The sequence below is a fragment of the Paenibacillus sp. FSL H8-0261 genome, from assembly GCF_045040645.1.
GTDB lineage: Bacteria > Bacillota > Bacilli > Paenibacillales > Paenibacillaceae > Paenibacillus_AQ.
In genome coordinates this window covers 6012746-6031400 of sequence record NZ_CP150297.1, presented here as the reverse complement: position 1 = coordinate 6031400, position 18655 = coordinate 6012746, and the positions used below count along the sequence as shown (strand labels likewise).

The following is an 18655-nucleotide window of genomic DNA, read 5'->3' as shown; positions in this document are numbered from 1 at the left end:
ATGCACAAAAAAACAGGTGCAGCGCTACTCTCGGCTATTATTCCGGGACTGGGCCAGTTCTTCAATCGACAGTGGCTGAAAGGATTAGTATTCCTGCTGGTGGGGTCTGCTGGAATCTATTTTATTGCTCATGATCTAATGGGTTATTTGCGGGGGTTGATCACACTTGGTGAATTTCCAAGCCGTATGGTCAAGGTAGGTAAATTAACCCGGATGGTGGAGGGCGATCACTCCATTTTTATGATGATCAATGGTCTGATGTCATTGCTGGCGCTGCTGTTTTATACAGCTTTTCATTTACTGAATATCAGGGATGCCTTTCTAGTTGGAGCTGCGCGGGACCGGAATGAGCCCATTCATTCATTCGGTGAATCGCTCAGACATATGGGGCGTAGAAATTTCGCTTATCTTGTACTTGCGATTCCTTTTGTGGCAGTGGTTTTTCTGACGATATTGCCGCTTGTTTTTTCGGTGCTACTGGCGTTTACGAACTATGCCGACCCGATTTTACCGCCTGCGCATCTAGTAGAATGGGTGGGTTTCGGTAATTTTAATAAAATGCTAAGTTTGGATGTATGGAGTTCAACCTTCGGCGGAGTGCTGACTTGGACACTGATCTGGGCGATTATTGCTACTGCGACGACTTACATTGGAGGTGTGCTCATCGCCGTACTTATTCACCAGCCCCGTGTTCGGTGGAAAAAGCTTTGGCGTACACTGCTGATCGTTCCCTTTGCTATTCCTAATATGATTTCTCTGCTCGTCATGCGTAATATGTTCAATAATCAGTTCGGACCGATCAATAGTTATGTAAGAGCTTTGGGATTGGAGGGGGTGGCCTGGCTGACTAATCCTTTCTGGGCAAAGGTCACCGTAATTCTGGCTAATATGTGGATCGGAATTCCGGTTACCATGATTCTGGCCTTTGGGGTACTGACAACGATTCCAAGGGATATGTACGAAGCTGCTGAAGTGGACGGAGCTGGGGCATTCTACAAATTCCGCATGGTTACACTGCCTATGGTGCTGTTCGCGACCGCTCCAATCCTGATTATGCAGTTTGCCGGTAACATTAATAGCTTTAACGTCATTTACCTGATGACCAACGGAGAACCGGTTAATCCGAATTACCAGTATGCGGGCCATACCGATCTGCTGGTGACTTGGCTCTACAAACTGGCGCTTAACCAATCGCAATACAGCTTTGCTTCCGTAATCGGGATTGTCATCTTCCTGTTGGTCGCGACCTTCTCCATCTGGAGCTACCGCCGAACGCGATCCTACAAAGAGGAGGATATGATTGCATGAAGCCAAAACTGACAGAAGCGTTTAAAACGATTGGAAGCCATTTGCTACTGATTGTGCTCAGTTTTATTAGTCTTTTTCCAGCGTTTTGGATTATTATGTCTTCATTCAAGACGGGAAACAGTTTGTTCAGCGACTCGTTGATTCCTAAAAATTTCACGTTCATTCATTACAAGGAACTGTTTGAGCAAACTAAATATTTGATTTGGTTCATGAATACACTAAAGGTTGCAGCGCTGTCTACTCTACTTGGCACTTTTCTGCTGCTGTTGACTTCGTATGCCATCTCTCGCTATCGGTTCACGGGCAGAAAAACGACACTGACCGCGCTTCTAGTTCTGCAAATGTTTCCGGGATTCATGGCTATGATTGCAGTTTACGTGCTGCTGAACACGCTTGGGCTACTGAATTCCCATTGGGCACTTGTGCTTGTATACAGCAGTGGCGCCATTATCACCAATGTGTTTGTGGCTAAAGGTTTTTTTGATACTATTCCTAAAAGTCTGGAAGATGCTGCGCGGATGGATGGGGCGAGTCATATGAAAGTTTTTCTATCTATAATGATCCCGCTGTCCAAACCGATGCTTACCTATGCCAGTCTTATGATATTTAATGGCTGCTTTGTGGATTTCATATTCGCTGACCTTGTATTGCGTACGGAAGAGACGAGAACGCTCGCTGTCGGGCTTTTCCGGATGGTGAATCAAAGCAATTCGACCGAATTCACATTGTTCGCCGCCGGAGCGGTGCTGGTTGCTCTCCCGGTCACGCTACTGTTCATTTTCCTTCAGCGTTTCCTGGTGGACGGTCTGACCGCAGGTGCAAGTAAGGGTTAATTCGATTTGCGCTCCCTCTCTACAGCAGTACTGAATTCCATAAAAACCACTTCCTTTTCAGAAGAGCAAGAATCTGAGGCGGAAGTGGTTTTTTAATTTAAAAGCTTCATTTATGTTCCTGTCATTCAGGATTTATTGCTGATGGAATTGTTTTTGTGTGGTTTCTAAAATCTTCTTGGTGCGGAGAGGATTGAAGAATGATGAAAATAGGAGTAGAATTCCTCATGGAACTAACACTTAAGGGAGTTTGTGATGTACAAAAAATCCCCGGAGCACGGGGTTATTTTCTAGCATTTATTAAATGTAGAATCCTAATAAATCCTTGTGAGTTATAGAGCAGCAAAGAGAAAAGAGGAGAGTTACCATGGAAACAGTATTAGTAAGAGAATATCGGTCAGATTTGCTGGAATGTGTCCATAGCGGACATATTGCAATCGTAGGAGAACACGGGAACGTAAAGGGCTATGCAGGTGATCCTGAGTTTGTATCCTTTACCCGTTCTGCGGCCAAGCCACTTCAGGCTATCCCAGGCATTCGTGGAGGAATCGTGGAGCATTATGGTTTTACACCCGCAGAGGTTGCCCTAATGACTGCTTCTCACCGAGGAGAGAGCTACCATGTTGCCGCGCTAGAGAGTATTTCCTCCAAGATTGGGATCGATGAGCAACAAATGATATGTGCCACTAGCTATCCACTGGATTATACGAGTAGAGAGAATGCCATTCGCGGCACGGGCAAAAGAAAGTTCTATCATAACTGTGCGGGCAAGCACATGGGGATTTTGTCATATAGTAAGCTCAAAGGACTACCACTTGAAGAATACTCTCAGCCGGAGCAAACGGTTCAGCGTGAAATTATAGATACAATTGCTTATATGGCTGGTGTAGCACCAGACAGTATTGGTCTAGGTACGGATGGATGCGGTCTGCCGGTATTTGCCATGCCTTTGACAGCCTTGGCGACTGCGTATTTGAAATTAGCCAATCCTGATTTAATTGCTGACGAGGCAACTCGCAAAGCGGTTACTACGATTACTGCGGCCATGAATGCTCATCCGGAGATGGTTTCTGGGTCTGGTCGCCTTGATTCAATCCTTTTGGAAGATGAAAATATTATTGCTAAGGGTGGATTTAAAGGCGTATATTGCTTTGGGTTGCGCCGCGAGCGACTAGGCATTGCCTTCAAGATTCTGGATGGATCAGAAGAAGAGTGGGGACTTATTGTACAGGGGATTTTAAATCAGATTGGATACAGTCAGAAAAATACTTTGGAAAAGCTGCGTAATACATTTTCAGGTGTGATCTACAATGATGGTGGTACACGGGTAGGTCATGCAGATACAGAATTTCAGCTTCATTTCATGAAATAGGAACTTAAAAAGGAGCCCGTCGCTGCGCATCCATCTCGGATTCGCAGCGACGGGCTCCTTTTGTAAACGAAGAACAATTATTTCTGACGTAGACGGCCGAGTTCGGAGACGAGCGCTTCCACCTGAGAAATACTGAGTCTATCGCTGCCCATGGCTACCTCATAGACATCGAAGATATCTTCATATTTATCTACTGAAAAAGCGGAGGCTTGCATTGCAGCAGCACTTGCCATCTTCAGTTTGTTCTTGATGGCCTCGATCATATATTCAACATTTTCCTGACTAGGTTGTGTTAAATCCATAGGGTTATTAACATCCTTTCTGTACACTGATTCATGTATTTTACCATGATTGTGAGCTTGATCACCATTTTTTTGTCGGGCTCACAGAAATCATGTTAAATTAAAGGCATGAAATCAAAAATATCATCGAAAGGAGGAAAGGTATTGGCAATTAGAGAACAGGGAAGCAGTAAACGAAGCAAAATGGACGATGTAGGATTGGTGTCCTTTTTTATGGAAATTGCAGCGCTACATTCAGCTAAGAAAGTTACCTTTCTGTGTATCGGAACGGATCGATCTACAGGTGATGCTCTCGGTCCACTAACAGGCAGCAAACTTCTGGAATATGGCTTTCCGCACGTAATCGGTACGTTGCCATCTCCTTGCGATGCAGATAATTTGGTGGCCAGAGTCGCTGAGATTCCATCTGAGCATATCATTATTGCTGTGGATGCTTGCCTAGGACCTCCAATAGCTCTTGGATATTACTTCGTTTCGAATGAGCCGCTTCAGCCAGCACAATCGGTGGGGGTATGCCTTCCCGCAGTGGGGCATTATAGCTTGGCGGCGATTGTAGATATCAACGGTCCCAAGCCCTATCGGACGCTGCAGACGACTCCACTACATAGAGTTATGGTTATGGCTGAACAAATTGCCGCCGCAGCAGCAAAAGGGTTTGGAATTGGGCGTTAAGAATAGGATGCCGGTTTCAAGGAGAGCTGTTTTGCTTAATAATAGATATTAGTTAATATATCTTAAGTATTTTGGAAAGAGGGAAGCAGCCATGGAAAGAGTACGTTGTGACGGAAGCAATATTTGCTACAGTGATCAGGGGAAAGGCGAGGTTATTGTATTACTGCATGGCTTTTGCGGAAGTGCTGAATACTGGGAACAAATCATTCCCATCTTAAGCAGCGACTACCGAGTGATTGCTCCCGATTTACGTGGTCATGGAGCTTCAGAGGCTCCACTAGGCCCTTATACTATTGAACAAATGGCAGACGATGTTCTGGGCTTGTTAGATACACTAGAAATTTCTGAATGCACCATGCTGGGACATTCTCTTGGTGGGTATATTACACTTTCGTTCGCACAGCGGTATGCCTCTCGATTGAAGGGCTTCGGATTAATCCATTCTACTGCGTATCCGGATAGTGAAGAAGCTCGGGAGAATCGATTGAAAAGTGTCAGCAGGATTCAAAATGAAGGCATTACTCCTTTTGTGGACAGCTTCGTCCCAGGAATTTTTGCTAAAACAACCGCTACTGCATCACCACAGCTGCTGGAGCGAGCCAAAGAAATTGGTTACAAAACGCCTCCACAAGGAGCAGCGGGAGCTGCACTGGCGATGCGCGAGCGTCCAGATCGACGTGATGTGATCACAGCTACCACGTTGCCGGTACTACTTGTTGCTGGCGAGCAGGATGGACTGATTCCTGCGGAGCGCACCTTTACTTCGGATAAACCAAATATAACGCAAGCTACGATTTCTGGAGCGGGCCACATGAGCCTCTTTGAAGCTCCTGAACGGTTAGCTGAGGTTATCAGGGAATTCACCCAAGCTACGGTTAGTATTAACAGCCATTCGTGATCGCTGAAATAATAATTCAAAAAGAGGCAGCTCCGCGTCAAAGTAACTGGCGTGGGCTGCCTCTTTTTTAGGAGACTATTGAAATTTACGGATTCCCAATCCGGCAATAGCTATGATTGTTACGCCGCTAATGAGGCACGGCATTTAATGTCAATAAGTAGAAGGATTCTAGTCATTATTTTTCCCGGAATTGCTTTAGTGGCATAGCGTAGTGCAATGGTTTAAGATAAATGAATAAAACACATATAATACCTAGATACAATAGCTTCACAGTTACAGTATGGAAAAGGGGGAAGTTCATGTTCCGAAGAGACTATATTGTCCGAATGATTGAAGATATGACGGCGATGGTTGCAAAGGTTCTAACGCTGAAGCAAGAGCGGAAGACAACGGAAGCCTTATGGGAAATTGATGAGCTATTGAACCGACATTTTCCGCTGAACTCACGTCTTTTAAATTCACTATCTGTAGAAGATATTATAGATATGTTCCGGTTTAATGGTGTATTGGAGTCAGATAAGCTTCAAGGTGTAGCTAAGCTACTTAAGGAAGAGGGCAGCATTTATGCTGCAAATGGCGATCATGACGCGGCACTATTCAGAAGTATGAGATCGCTGCATTTATATTTGTACGCAGATTTGCACGGCGCTGATCGAGAAATGCTGCAGATGACAGAGGATATTAATGAACTTCTGGAGGAAGTCAAAGCGTATCGTCTTCCAGCCAAGACGGAACGGCTGCTTCTAGATTATATGGAGTCAATCGGACATTATAGTAAAGCGGAGGACAGTCTGTATCGACTATGGGAGCAGGGGGAAGATGTCTCACTGGAAGGTGATGAGCTGTACAGACGGCTGCTGCTTAAATCACCGGAAGAATTGGAACAAGGCTCGCTTCCTATCCATGAAGTGGAACAAGGATGGAAAGAGTGGCGCCGGATCACAGAAGTTCGAAGGGAGTCGGAAGCCTAATGAATACCCCTTTATTTATTATCGATGCCTTTGCAGGAAAAGCATATTCAGGAAATCCGGCAGCAGTATGCTTGCTGAAGCATCCAGTCGACGAGGCATTTATGCTTAAGACAGCAGCAGAAATGAACTTGTCAGAGACGGCATTTCTCTGGCCGGAGAATGATGGATATCGCCTGCGCTGGTTCACGCCCAAGGTTGAGGTTAATTTATGTGGCCATGCTACTCTAGCGAGTGCACATATATTATGGGAGGTGGGATTGCTGGATCCAGAGGTGGAAGCTAGATTTTATACACGCAGTGGGTTGCTTAGAGCTTCTCGTGCGGATGACCTCATCTCACTGTACTTCCCGCCTTATGAGCTTAAGTCTTCTCCTACAATTCCGGCTCTTATAGAAGCACTTGGTATTACAGAAGCAAATGTGGTAGAAACTATGCTATATGCTGACAATGTACTTGTACGGCTTGATCAGGAATCCCTAGTTCGTGAACTTAGCCCAGACTTTGGGGCTTTATCCCGGCTTGAAGAGCGAGCCTTTGCGGTTACTGCAGAAAGCTCCATCGAAGGCATTGATTGTGTGTCACGGTTCTTTGCACCGAAGATGGGGGTAAATGAGGATCCGGTCACAGGCTCAGCGCATACTGCGCTAGCACCTTTCTGGGCTAGTCGACTTAACCGTACGCAGTTGACCGCTTATCAAGCTTCCGAACGAGGAGGCTTACTTCAACTTGAGGTAAGCAAAGATCAGATTAAGATGTCTGGCCGAGCAATAACTATTGTTAGTGGAGAGCTGCATGTGAAGCCCTGATAGGATAACTCTTGTAGAGCCGTGATATAATGGAACGATGATGGTTAGGAGACAATGATTCTCCATTTTTAATCCCGAAAGTGAGATGTGCGTTGTGGAATCTTTAAAAGCTCTTATTGAACAACTGATTAGTGACCGAACCTTGATTATGGCTACCTTAAGCCAAGTACGTAACAAAGGGGAGACCTGTACCAAGGTACAGATTAAACCTGTCGAACTAAAAGGTAAGTTGCATTATCAGTTTGCGTCCTATATTGGTACAAAGGTTGAACATCGCAACGTACCGGCAGAATTAGCAGCGGAGGACATGACTCTTTTATTTAGAGAATCATATCGCCAAGGCTTGTTATGCACGGTGGAAGCGGATTATCAGGTGCTGATTAGCAAGAAATTCAAAGTATCCATCCTTACCAAGTCTCCCAGTAAAAAAGAAGAGCCGGATCTAGCACACAACCGCCGCAAGCGTTATGTGCTGGAGGATGGAGAACCTGTGCCATTTCTTGTGGAGCTTGGCATAATGAACAGAGAAGGAAAAGTGCTGGCCAAGCGATACGATAAGTTCCGGCAGATCAACCGTTTCTTGGAGATGGTTGAGGATGTGCTTGCCGATCTGCCAACGGGACGGGCATTAACGATTGTTGATTTTGGATGTGGTAAATCCTATTTGACCTTTGCTCTTTATCACTATCTGACCGTCCGCAAGAAGCGGGAGCTTAATATTATTGGACTTGATTTGAAAGCGGATGTAATTGAGCATTGTAATGAGCTTGCTGCGAAAATCGGTTATGATCACCTGAAGTTCCTTGTGGGTGACATTGCCGAGTACGATGAGCTGGATCAGGTAGATATGGTTATAACGCTTCATGCTTGTGACACAGCTACAGATGCTGCACTCGAAAAAGCAGTACGTTGGGGCGCCTCCGTCATTTTGTCTGTGCCTTGCTGTCAGCATGAATTGTTCGCGCAGATTGAGAATGAAGTAATGAGTCCGATGCTGTCGCATGGGATACTTAAGGAGCGTTTCTCTGCCTTGGCTACGGATGCTATCCGTGCCAAATTGCTCGATATGATGGGTTATAGCAGCCAGCTGCTGGAATTTATCGACCTGGAGAATACACCGAAGAATATTTTAATCCGCGCCGTTAAAAGCTCGGGTGGTGATAACTCCGTCAAATGGCGTGAATACACCGCATTCCGTGATTTTATAGGGGCGAAACCTTACCTTGAGCGCGTATGTGCTGACCTGCTTCCAAGTGAAATTTCGGTGGAGGGGTAGCACGAGCAATTTTCCCCATCCGGCGGGATTTTTCGAAAAATAGTTGTACATTATGCAATTACATTAGGATACAGTAGCGAATATCAGAGGTTAGTTGCACTCTTTGTAACTATCAAGCTTTTTTGATGAGAATTGGGACGGTACAGCTCCTTCGTGGAGAGGTATCGTCCTTTTTGCATTCTAGTTTTGCGAAGGGGAAATGTGGAAAGGATAGAGATAACTTAACGAATATAGGGGTATCTAAATGGGGAGCGTTAACAGAGAGCGGAGTCTGGATTCAATAATCGTATATTTTAGTGCAGCCTTAGTCATCGCAGCCGGAGTAGGAGCTTGTTTGCTGCGTGGATTTTTTTTTACAGAGGAGATGTACCTCTTTCTGACCCTATGGTTTGTGATGTGTTCTGTGGCTTTGCTTTATTTGTACATTGGAGTAGGCAAGTGGAGAAGTAGCACAGGGGGAGCAGGTGGAGTACGTAGAGCTTTGAAAATAATGTTGACTGCACCTTTAATAGTTCTATCACTCTATCTGATTCATTGGCTAAGAGATCCTCTTTCGGCACAGGGAACAATGAATGAAATATTACGGTGGGGCTTGTATGCTAGCTTTGCATTTTTGGTTTGTTTTTGCGCGTTGAATCGGGTGGGGCGTCAGCTTATCATTGCTGCGTGGTCTATTTTGGGCATGTTCTTAAGCATAAGTGCTTTGCTGGCAGTGTGCGGGGTGGTAGAGTTACCTTTCGCTATAGCTTACAGCAATTCATCGGAAGTAAGCATTACAGGTGCCAGATTAGCAGGGGTGATGGAATATCCTAATGCCTTTGGTGCTGTGATGGCTGTTTTTCTACTGGAGCGGCTGTTTGCTGTCGCTGCTTATTATGAAAGACCTCAGAAGAGTGTGGATGGATGCGATAGATTGGAGCGGCGAGAACCGCGAAGCACGGCCGCCGCGCTGCTGCGCTTGCTGCCGCTGTTCCCGTACGCCGCCGCGCTGCTCCTCAGCGAGTCGCGCGGCGCGTGGCTGACGGCGGCTTGCGCCTGCGCCGCCGTCTTGCTCTGGAAGCGGCAGCTCATCGCGCCGCTTCTTGCCGCTGGTGCCGCGCCCGTGGTCGCCGCGGCGCTGATCTACCGCCAACTGGCCCGTGCCGGGTTGGCGGTAGATCCTTTGCCCGGCCTGCTGTTGCTGGCCGGGCTTTGGGCCGGCGCGTTGCTAGCCGGCCTATGGCTGTGCCGCCGCCAGCGCAGCGCGGCGGGTATTGCCCGAGCCGCCATGCTGGCATTGGCGGCAGCAGGTTGGACGGCGGCGGGCACCGCCGTCCTCCTGCACGTGCGCGAGCGGATCACCGGACCGTCATCGACGGTATCCGCGCGTGGTCTGTTCTACCGCGACGCCTGGCGGCTGGCGGTAGAGGCACCTTGGCTGGGGCGCGGGGGCGAGACTTGGCGGAGTTCATACCTCGCCGCCCAATCTCGCCCTTATGTTGGCAGCCAAGTGCATAACGGTTATCTCGACATCCTGTTGAACCTAGGATTTGTTGGCCTGGCAGCCATACTGCTTATGCTGCTAGCAGCAGGCTGGCTGCTGGCTAAGAGATCGCCGCGTCTGCTGCCGCCATTTTTGGTTATCGTTATGCATAGCGCAGTCGATTTTGACTGGAGCTACGGATTAATCTGGCTGCTGCTTTTTTGGCTGTCAGCACTTGCCCTGTCTGAATATGAGCAGAAACATCAATCTGCGAATACCCGCTTTACGTCCATAAGTTTGCTCACCACTCATTTCGCATCCGCGAACCTCGGCGCCACTATCCCTGCATTCGCGAGCCTGTCACATCCATATCCCCGCCGACTATTTATCACTGTCGCCTGCTGCCTTTGTCTCATGCTATCTGTATTGTCCCTTCAGGCCGCACAAGGAGAGAGGTACTACCGGCAAGCAGTTCAGACGGTTGATCCCTCGGTGAAGGTAGATTTGCTAGAGCAATCACTAGCGTGGAATCCCCAGTCTCCCAAAACAGCTGTAGCATTATCCAGGCTACTTACGGGTGAACAAAGCGTGAGTATACTCCAGCAGAGTTTGAAATATTCTCCGGATAATGCAAGTTTAAACTGGGAAATGGCTAGACGATGGATGTACAGTGATGATCCGGGAGCTGCATTATATTGGATACGTCGAAGTATTCAGCTTGATAAATACAACTCTGTTAAGTGGGTCAAAGGGATTGAAGGCATGCTTATGATGGGCCGGAAAAAGTTAGCGGAAGGGAATCGAATGGAGGCCATAAGCTGTATTGCCTCAGGGAACGAGCTTCTGCGGGAGTATAGAGTGTTGGCAGAATACGAGGGAAGTAAAGGTGAGCAGCATAATGACCGGAAGTTCCAAATAACAGAACAAGCCGACGACCTGAGTCGACGGCTTAGTGTACTTGCTTCACGATTTTAACTGACGTGAAATGATCCAAGAGTATAGAACAGGAACGAGAATAACAAGTACAAGAGCTGTAATAATAAGGGTCTGAGACAAGACGCCGCTCAAAAAGGCTCCCCCAAAAATAAGCAACCCGCCGATCATCCACATTCTTCCGGAAAGACGATGTGTTTTTCGCCACACCTCTGGGCTAGAGAGCGTCCATGCTGTGCGAACACCGAACAAATAATTATCTTTTACCTGTGGCATGTAGTTGCCGAGCGCAATAAACATCACTCCTAGGGCTCCTATAGCAATTTTACCCACATTAATATCTTTACCCAGACCGTAAGCAACCGTGAGCACGAGCATGAGATTAAAAAGCACCCCAATGGCGAGTCTGCTCATAGCATAGGCATTTTCGAACTTCTTATAATTTTCCCGTTTAGGATCGATGCTACGTGTGAATTGCATGATCAGCGGAAGCACAATACCCAGGATTCCGAACATAAAAATAGCTATGTTTTTATCCCAATACCGGTTGACTTTACCCGAAATTCCCCACTGCGCGGGCAGCTCCTGTGGCAGCTTGCCATAATTGATTAAAGCATAAGCTAATGAAGCTAAACCTAATATCACAATCAGTGTATCTTGCCATCTCCATTTAAAATCCTTCATCTTCAATCAGCCTCCTTCTCAGAATCCATACCACGGCTTTGTTTTCCGTCCAGTGATTTGCTTTCCGTCTCCGTTTGCTTTCCCATACCTGTAAGCTCGAGCAACCAGCCAAGAACCTCTTCGAGAACCGTCGTATTTAATGAATACATAATGAATTGACCTTTTCGTTCATCCTGTACGAGATCGGCATGCTTCAGTGCATTCAGATGGTGAGAAATGCTTGGTTTTGACATGTTGAAAAAATCAGCAATTTCACCTGCGGTTCGGTCCTTCTCCCTTAGTAACCGAATGATTTGGCGACGGGTAGGGTCAGCTAGTGCTTTGAAAGACTCATTCATATTCTTATCTGTCAATGTGTATTCTCCTCATTTTAATTGAGAAAGAAATTGTCACCGAATCTTTGAATTTACCGCCGTTTGAGGCTATGCCCTTGCTAATACTAACTGTGGGCAAGTACTCGATGAATGGTTCGAAACATAGAAGCGGAGGAGAGGATATATGATGCTGACGAATAAGGTTGCAGTTGTTACAGGTGCGGGTTCTGGGATTGGAGAAGCAATTGCTCTTCTTTTTGCCCAGCAGGGGGCTAAGGTTATTGCAGCGGACATCCATCTGGGGGGTGTTGAAGCGGTGGCCAAGAAGGCAGAACAAGGTCATGGCAACGGGGTGGTGTATCCTGTAAAGGCAGACGTTTCGAAGGAAGAGGACACTCAGCGGATGATTGATGCCGCAAGTACACAATTTGGTGGACTTCATATTCTCGTTAATAATGCGGGGATCATGGATAAAATGACCCCGGCTCATGAAATCACAGACGACTTATGGGAGAACGTAATTGCAGTGAACGTCACCGGACCCATGAGAGCCATTCGTAAGGTCTTACCGATTTTCATGGCACAAGAAGGTGGATGTATCATCAATGTAGCATCGATCGGCGGCTTAGAGGGATCACGTGCAGGAGTGGCCTATACTGCCTCCAAGCATGCTGTCATCGGTATGACTAAAAATGTAGGGTATCAGTACTCGAAGCTTGGAATTCGCTGTAATGCTATAGCACCAGGTGGGGTAAAGACGAATATTGATTTGTCTAATCCGAGTGCTTTTGGTAGTCAAAAGGCAGGAGAGGGTATGGCGTCAATGCCGCGAACAGGGGAAAGCAGCGAGATCGCATCGATAGCTTTATTCCTGGCTTCAGAAGCTGCGAGCTTCGTGAATGGAACGGTAATAACGGCGGACGCCGGATGGACCGCTTATTAAACAGCTTTTACATTTTAGACAAAGAGGTGTCCATTTCCATCTTCTTTGCTGGAAGTGTACACCTTTTCTGGTTATACAGGTTGTTCTAACTCTTTTTAAGAGAGGGTCGATATAGGGTAATGGCCTCGCCGCTGTAAGTAGATGTGATAAGGTTGCTTGTGCTAGAATAGGCTAAGAGAAACTGGAAAATAGAGCAGAGCGGCAGAGCTTTTAAAAATATAAGAAAGTAAAAGTTTAGTATCTATACTTTATGTTCTTATATTTCTTGCTTAAACGCTAAGCGTCTTTATATAGACGCCAAAGATGTTTATGCTAGATACATAGCCATATTCTGCGGAAAAGGGAGGAGGAGTACGGTTGCATGTTATTTCTGATCTGATCTCAACATTGTTTGAATGGATTCAGAGTCTTGGTTATTTTGGGATTATGATCGGACTTATGATTGAAGTTATTCCGAGTGAAATTGTACTGGCTTTCGGTGGCTTTTTAGTATGGAGTGGAGATATTAATTTTTTTGGCGCCGTATTATTCGGTACGATTGGCGGAGTCATTGCACAGATTTTTGTATATTGGATTGGTCGTTATGGTGGCAGACCCGTTTTGGAGAAATACGGGAAATATATTTTCATTCAAAAGAAGCATATTGACCATTCGGAAGAGTGGTTCAATAAATACGGGACTGGCGTAATCTTTACAGCTCGTTTTATTCCGGTTGTTCGTCATGCCATTTCCGTTCCAGCTGGGATATCGAAAATGCCTTTAGGTAAGTTCACTTTGTTGACTACGCTTGCTGTTATTCCATGGAGTGCTCTGTTTGTATATCTGGGTATGACCTTGGGGAATAAATGGGAAGATATTGACAAAGTAGCAGCTAAGTATACCAACGAAATTATACTTGTAGCGATCGCTCTGATCATCATTTACTTTGTGTTTAAATGGTACAAATCCAAGAAAAAGGGGACTACAAAATGAAGCAGAATGTAGCTCAAAAGTTTGGAAAAGGCCTAACACCGCGCCAATTCGTAGAAAGTATGACGAAGAATCAACAGGCTTTTGAATCCTGGTATGAGAAGTTTAATTGGGAAGATGAGAGCGATAAGGAATATTTCGAAAGTCTGAACCATCGCGACGATTTGCGGGTACTTATCCTAGCAGCGGATTGGTGTGGAGACGTAGTACGCAATGTTCCTGCTGTATTCCGTATTCTGGAGACAGCGGGAATGAAGACAGAGGTATTTATTTTGGAAGAGAATCCGGAGCTTATGGATGATTTCTTGACCATGGGTGGGAGATCTGTCCCAGTCGTGATTTTTGCAGACACTGGAGGATATGTGCTCGGACATTGGGGTCCTAGACCAGAGCATGTGCAGCGTATAATGAGAGAGTTCAAACGTGAGAATCCTGACCGTGAGGCCGCTGATTACGACAGCAAAATCGCAGAAGCACGCAAGGCCATGGGGCAAGCCTATGGGGAAGGAACGGAATATCAGGCAGTTATCGCAAAAGAACTGCGTAGTCTGATTTCCGGATTCTAGACCGATGCTAAATATACGTTCATTTAATCTGGGTCCGCTTCAAACGAATGCCTACCTACTGACAGGTGCGGATCCTACGAAGGGTATCATCATAGATCCTGGTATGAATCCTGCTGCATTAGTGCGGAGTATCGAAGGAATGGAAATCGAAGCTATTTTGTTAACACATGCACATTTTGATCATATGGGCGGTGTAGACGAAATTCGTAAAGCTAAGAAATGTCCTGTTTATTTACATCCACTTGAAAGTGAATGGCTAAGTAGCCCCAAGCTGAACGGTTCACTAATGTGGTCGGAGGTGTCACCTCCTCTAGCTACAGATCCTGCGGAATATGATCTGGCAGAAGGGCAAGTTCTGCAGTTCATTGGACACACCTTCCGTGTGTACCATACACCTGGTCACTCTCCAGGCAGTGTAAGTTTCCTTTGTGGAAATGATCTATTCTCCGGAGATGTACTCTTTAAAATGGGAGTTGGGCGCACAGATTTACCTGGTGGTAGGGAACGGGATCTGTTCGATTCTATTCGTGGCAAGCTATACAAAATGGATGACGAAGTGAAGGTTTATCCAGGACATGGTCCACGGACAACCATTGGATTTGAAAAGATTCGCAACCCTTATGTTCCTCAATAGATGTTGGTTCTAGTAGAACCGACAAAAACCGAGGAAGTTTTAATAGACAAAAGACTACAAAAGGACTAGAATGAGGTTAATTAAATGTAACATTAACCTCGCGAAGCACGCAGACTGCGGAATTAATCCCGGTTTGCGTTCTTTTTTTTGTCTTCATATAGGCTTAAAAGCATGGAGGGAAGTAGAATGGAGAAGAATATATACTACCCGCTGGACTACGGTTGGTATGACTCCAAGGAGAAATGGAACCATTTTTGCAGCAGTAATTGCCGATTTTTTTCGGAGTGTTCAGGAAAGGGTGGCTTTTGTTCATCCATAGAACGTAGAGACATACAATTTGAAAATAAGGAACTTCGTAATGGCTTGCTTCAGGAGACCTGTGGGGTTTACGGGGGAGTACCAGTGGTTTCAGGAGGCGAACTTAGAAGAACGCCTCTTTTTTGGCATTTTCCGGCAAGGGTAGGGATAATTCAGCCCTGGCGGCGCAAGTTGTGGGATCTCAAAAAATAATTATTAGCGGAATGAACGATTCATAATACATATTCGTACTACAGATAGAAAAGAAATCTTGAATGGAGGGGCAGATGAGCGATCAGTCGCTGGAGAGAATCAGACGGGCTCAGCAGGGAGATACTTCAGCACTGTCTTCACTGCTGCGAGAACACTATACTTTTTTATTCAAATATTTAATCAAGGTGACCATGGACCCGTTGCTGGCAGAGGATCTTGTACAGGACACCATGGTCAGATGTATGGAGAAGATCAACACCTATAACGGAACTTCTTCCTTTTCCTCTTGGTTAATCACAATTGCTACCAGAATATTTATTGATCGAAAGCGGCGCTGGAAGCGTGAAGCGGAATGGAAACAGCGGGAGCAACAGGAACAGGGGATCCGTTCGATTCGTTGGCGATTTGAGAGCAGGGGGGAAGAGTGGAGTGAAGTGCTGGATTCCCTCTCCAGATTACCTTCTGCGCAAAGAGTGGCCGTGCTACTGAAGCATTACTATGGCTATAGTTATGACGAAATTGGCGAAATCCTGCGAGTTCCTTCAGGTACAGTCAAGTCGCGTGTATCCCTTGGACTTAACCAACTACGAAAGGAGCTGAATGAGGATGGAGAAGGATAAAGATAAGGAGCCTGAGTTGTATTTGCATAAGCTTTCAGATGAGCTTGACCGGTTAGATGCACAATATAATGACATCACACCACCTTCATTACAGGAACTGGAGAGGTTAATAGTTGATGCCTCTGTGCATAGAAAGAGCATGGAACGTAAAGAGCTGTTGTTATTCTGGGGCATATCGCTGATTCTGATCAGTGTATTTCTATCCATTCTCGGTTCTGCACCGATGATCTATTGGATTATTCAAGCGCTTATTCCTATTGCGGGACTCAGTGCTCTAGGAATAGCGAGGATCAGGAGGAACAGAGAAGGTGCGCGAGAATGAATGAGCTGCAGGATGTGCCTCTATGGTTATGGTTTTGCATAGCGATAGCATTAATGCTGCAAGGGACATTGCTATTCCGGGACGCAAGACGACGCGGAAGAAAAGCCTGGTTCTGGGGTCTATGGGCTATAACTACAGTTCCTTCACCCGCTTTGGTCTATTTACTTGTTGTCATTCTACCGGAAAGACGTAGGAGAAAGAATTTGTGAAGGTCCAGGATATGAGCTCGTTCCTTTCATAACACAAAAGGAGTGGTACTTCATGGAAGCTGTAAATTGGGGCTTAATTATGCCGTTAATCATTCTGCAGGCTTTGCTTGCTATTATTGGACTGACATCTCTGGCCAAAGCGGATAACGTTCGTGGTCCAAAATGGATGTGGATTCTTATCATTATTTGCGGAAATATATTAGGCAGCGTAGCTTATTTTACAATAGGAAGGAAAGATGTCTGATGTCACTCCTTCAAGTTACAAATTTACGCAAAAACTATGGGGCGCATATTTCCGTACATGATATAAGCTTTGATATTGAAAAAGGGAGATGTGTCGCTTTACTAGGACCCAATGGTGCAGGCAAGACGACCACACTACGTATGCTGGCGGGTCTTCTAGAACCTACCTCTGGAATGATTTCGTTTGAGGGGAGCCGTCCTGGAGCAGAATATCGCAGAGGACTAGGATATGTACCGCAATCTCCAGCCTTTTACGGTTGGATGACTGGACAGGAATATGTTGTGTTTGCTGCAAAGCTTAGTGGAATGGGAGCTAAAGAAGCAACAAGCAGCGCTTTGGAATCGCTTATACGTGTAGGCCTCAAAGACGATGCACGCCGCAAGATTGGTGGATATTCCGGGGGGATGAAGCAGCGGTTGGGTCTCGCACAGGCACTTGTGCATCGCCCTCGACTGCTTTTACTGGATGAGCCCGTATCTGCACTTGATCCGATCGGCCGCAGGGAAGTGATGGAATTGCTACGAGAAATACGTGAAGAGACAACGGTAGTTTTCTCCACGCATGTGCTGCATGACGCGGAAGAGATTTGTGATGATATTATTTTAATGAATCATGGACGCATTGCTGAGCAGGGGTCTCTGTCGCAGCTTCGTTCACAATACAGCCTTCCTGTTATTCGTTTACGTACCGAGAAGCACAAAGAAGCCATTCAGTGGCTGGAATCTCTTGCCTCCAAGCCGTTTGTACTGGATTCGGAGTTGTTTGGAGATCATGCGGTATTTAATGTGCATGATGTAGAAAAGGCCCGCCAGACGATTTTGCAAGAAGCAGCGCAGCTCGAAATTCCATTGCTGCAATTTGAAGCAGGCTCTTCCACATTAGAGGATTTATTTATGAAGGTGGTGGGCGTATGAGCAGCACCTGGGTCCTTTATCGAAAAGAAATGCTCGAGATGGCTCGCAGTTATAAGCTAATCTGGATACCTGTCGTGTTCATCATTTTAGGCATTATGCAGCCTTTAACTATTTATTATTTGCCGGAAATATTAAAAGCCTCCGGGGATGTGCCCCCAGGTCTGCTGGAAGGGTATGAAATACCGCATGCCGCAGTTGTGATGGCGCAAGCACTGGGACAGTATGGAACAATTGGAATGCTGGTATTGGCGCTAGGCTCGATGAATACTTTAGCTGGAGAACGCTATAGCGGAACTATGGAGTTAATTCTAGTAAGACCTGTTTCTCCCGCAGCAATAGTGATCGCTAAATGGACAGCTCAACTGACCCTGCTTGTTGTTGCGCTTGGATTGGGTGCAGCGGGTGCAGCTTATTACACGGAGCAGCTAATTGGTTCAGTACCGTGGGGCGATGCTATCGCAGCTTCAGGAGTATATGGTTTGTGGTTATTATGTGTTGTCTCGGCTACGTTGTTGTTTAGTGCCTTTTTAAGACCGCCAGTAGCTGCTTTTTTAGCACTGGCGTTAATGGCTGGATTGTCATTAGGCTTAAGCTTATTGCCTACATGGTTTGACTGGACACCCGCAGGACTTTCCGGACTGTCAGCAGGAATTCTTACAGCTGGAGAGGGCTTTAGAGCAGGTCCATATCTTTCTGCAAGTGTATTGATCATAATTTGCCTTGTTGGGGCTGCGCTTTTGACAAGAAAGAACAACTTTCCCGATTGATTATTAAGCTGTACTGTATCGAATATAGTATATTTAAAAATATAAGAAAGTATAAGTTTCACACTATACATTTTCCTACTATTTCTCGCATAAACGCATATCGTCCTTAGGGGACGCCGAAGGCGTTAT

The 18655-nt window shown here is 46.0% G+C and carries 23 protein-coding genes; 20 read left to right on the top strand and 3 right to left on the bottom strand.

Annotated elements, in window-relative coordinates:
* The 3 genes from MHI27_RS26840 to MHI27_RS26830 all read left to right on the top strand — a co-directional run bounded on the left by MHI27_RS26840 (position 1) and on the right by MHI27_RS26830 (position 3510).
* Positions 1–1308, top strand: coding sequence for an ABC transporter permease subunit (locus MHI27_RS26840; RefSeq protein WP_340972857.1), 1308 nt, complete (start codon positions 1–3; stop codon positions 1306–1308).
* Positions 1305–2141 carry a sugar ABC transporter permease gene (locus MHI27_RS26835; protein ID WP_042131038.1) on the top strand — a complete coding sequence of 279 codons (837 nt, stop codon included), beginning with the start codon at positions 1305–1307 and terminating at the stop codon, positions 2139–2141. Before MHI27_RS26840 ends, MHI27_RS26835 begins: the two co-directional genes overlap by 4 nt.
* A 364-nt stretch (positions 2142–2505) precedes the next feature.
* The gene (locus tag MHI27_RS26830; RefSeq protein WP_076285476.1) at positions 2506–3510 is read left to right on the top strand and encodes an asparaginase; all 1005 of its coding nucleotides are present in this window, start codon (positions 2506–2508) and stop codon (positions 3508–3510) included.
* 77 nt (positions 3511–3587) lie between these two features.
* Here MHI27_RS26830 and MHI27_RS26825 read toward each other — a convergent pair whose 3' ends face one another.
* Positions 3588–3812, bottom strand: a complete 225-nt coding sequence (locus MHI27_RS26825) for a DUF1128 domain-containing protein (RefSeq protein WP_042191840.1) — start codon at positions 3810–3812, stop codon at positions 3588–3590.
* 144 nt (positions 3813–3956) lie between these two features.
* Here MHI27_RS26825 and yyaC point away from each other — a divergent pair, with 144 nt between their 5' ends.
* From yyaC to MHI27_RS26795, 6 genes are all read left to right on the top strand, one after another.
* The gene (gene yyaC, locus MHI27_RS26820; RefSeq protein WP_256716395.1) at positions 3957–4484 is read left to right on the top strand and encodes a spore protease YyaC; all 528 of its coding nucleotides are present in this window, start codon (positions 3957–3959) and stop codon (positions 4482–4484) included.
* Between the two features lie 91 nt (positions 4485–4575).
* Positions 4576–5382, top strand: a complete 807-nt coding sequence (locus tag MHI27_RS26815; RefSeq protein WP_405175045.1) for an alpha/beta fold hydrolase — start codon at positions 4576–4578, stop codon at positions 5380–5382.
* Between the two features lie 299 nt (positions 5383–5681).
* Positions 5682–6353 carry a DUF6483 family protein gene (locus MHI27_RS26810; RefSeq protein WP_341126847.1) on the top strand — a complete coding sequence of 224 codons (672 nt, stop codon included), beginning with the start codon at positions 5682–5684 and terminating at the stop codon, positions 6351–6353.
* Positions 6353–7159 (top strand): PhzF family phenazine biosynthesis protein, encoded by an 807-nt coding sequence (locus MHI27_RS26805; protein ID WP_340972852.1) that lies wholly within the window; start codon positions 6353–6355, stop codon positions 7157–7159. Before MHI27_RS26810 ends, MHI27_RS26805 begins: the two co-directional genes overlap by 1 nt.
* Positions 7160–7244: 85 nt before the next feature.
* Positions 7245–8435: a class I SAM-dependent methyltransferase gene (locus MHI27_RS26800; RefSeq protein ID WP_405175044.1), complete on the top strand. Its 1191-nt coding sequence runs from the start codon at positions 7245–7247 to the stop codon at positions 8433–8435.
* A 244-nt stretch (positions 8436–8679) separates the two neighbouring features.
* A complete protein-coding gene (locus MHI27_RS26795; protein WP_405175043.1) occupies positions 8680–10872 on the top strand; it encodes an O-antigen ligase family protein in 2193 nt (730 codons plus the stop codon).
* On the opposite strand, the gene MHI27_RS26790 is transcribed toward MHI27_RS26795, so the two are convergent.
* Both MHI27_RS26790 and MHI27_RS26785 read right to left on the bottom strand, forming a co-directional pair.
* Positions 10861–11514, bottom strand: a complete 654-nt coding sequence (locus MHI27_RS26790) for an SdpI family protein (protein ID WP_076285470.1) — start codon at positions 11512–11514, stop codon at positions 10861–10863. The genes MHI27_RS26795 and MHI27_RS26790 overlap by 12 nt on opposite strands.
* Before the next feature lie 2 nt (positions 11515–11516).
* Positions 11517–11852 (bottom strand): autorepressor SdpR family transcription factor, encoded by a 336-nt coding sequence (locus MHI27_RS26785; RefSeq protein ID WP_405176803.1) that lies wholly within the window; start codon positions 11850–11852, stop codon positions 11517–11519.
* 160 nt (positions 11853–12012) lie between these two features.
* On the opposite strand from MHI27_RS26785, the gene MHI27_RS26780 reads away from it, so the two are divergent.
* The 11 genes from MHI27_RS26780 (at position 12013) to MHI27_RS26730 (ending at position 18526) form a co-directional block, all read left to right on the top strand.
* Entirely contained in the window at positions 12013–12771 is a 759-nt protein-coding gene (locus tag MHI27_RS26780) for an SDR family oxidoreductase (RefSeq protein WP_405175042.1), read from the top strand.
* A 357-nt stretch (positions 12772–13128) separates the two neighbouring features.
* Complete coding sequence (locus tag MHI27_RS26775) at positions 13129–13743, top strand: DedA family protein (protein ID WP_042191826.1); 615 nt, start codon at positions 13129–13131, stop codon at positions 13741–13743.
* Positions 13740–14306, top strand: coding sequence for a thioredoxin family protein (locus MHI27_RS26770; RefSeq protein WP_042191823.1), 567 nt, complete (start codon positions 13740–13742; stop codon positions 14304–14306). Before MHI27_RS26775 ends, MHI27_RS26770 begins: the two co-directional genes overlap by 4 nt.
* Positions 14307–14310: 4 nt before the next feature.
* Positions 14311–14940 carry an MBL fold metallo-hydrolase gene (locus tag MHI27_RS26765; protein ID WP_405175041.1) on the top strand — a complete coding sequence of 210 codons (630 nt, stop codon included), beginning with the start codon at positions 14311–14313 and terminating at the stop codon, positions 14938–14940.
* A 186-nt stretch (positions 14941–15126) separates the two neighbouring features.
* Complete coding sequence (locus MHI27_RS26760; RefSeq protein WP_405175040.1) at positions 15127–15450, top strand: hypothetical protein; 324 nt, start codon at positions 15127–15129, stop codon at positions 15448–15450.
* A gap of 74 nt (positions 15451–15524) precedes the next feature.
* A complete protein-coding gene (gene sigY, locus MHI27_RS26755; RefSeq protein WP_149644899.1) occupies positions 15525–16070 on the top strand; it encodes an RNA polymerase sigma factor SigY in 546 nt (181 codons plus the stop codon).
* Complete coding sequence (locus tag MHI27_RS26750; RefSeq protein WP_405175039.1) at positions 16057–16392, top strand: YxlC family protein; 336 nt, start codon at positions 16057–16059, stop codon at positions 16390–16392. Before sigY ends, MHI27_RS26750 begins: the two co-directional genes overlap by 14 nt.
* Complete coding sequence (locus MHI27_RS26745; protein ID WP_149644901.1) at positions 16389–16601, top strand: hypothetical protein; 213 nt, start codon at positions 16389–16391, stop codon at positions 16599–16601. The genes MHI27_RS26750 and MHI27_RS26745 overlap by 4 nt, the downstream gene beginning before the upstream one ends.
* Before the next feature lie 52 nt (positions 16602–16653).
* Entirely contained in the window at positions 16654–16845 is a 192-nt protein-coding gene (locus MHI27_RS26740) for a PLD nuclease N-terminal domain-containing protein (protein WP_405175038.1), read from the top strand.
* Positions 16845–17759 (top strand): ATP-binding cassette domain-containing protein, encoded by a 915-nt coding sequence (locus tag MHI27_RS26735; protein WP_405175037.1) that lies wholly within the window; start codon positions 16845–16847, stop codon positions 17757–17759. Before MHI27_RS26740 ends, MHI27_RS26735 begins: the two co-directional genes overlap by 1 nt.
* The gene (locus MHI27_RS26730; protein ID WP_076285466.1) at positions 17756–18526 is read left to right on the top strand and encodes an ABC transporter permease subunit; all 771 of its coding nucleotides are present in this window, start codon (positions 17756–17758) and stop codon (positions 18524–18526) included. Before MHI27_RS26735 ends, MHI27_RS26730 begins: the two co-directional genes overlap by 4 nt.
* Positions 18527–18655 lie beyond the last annotated feature (129 nt).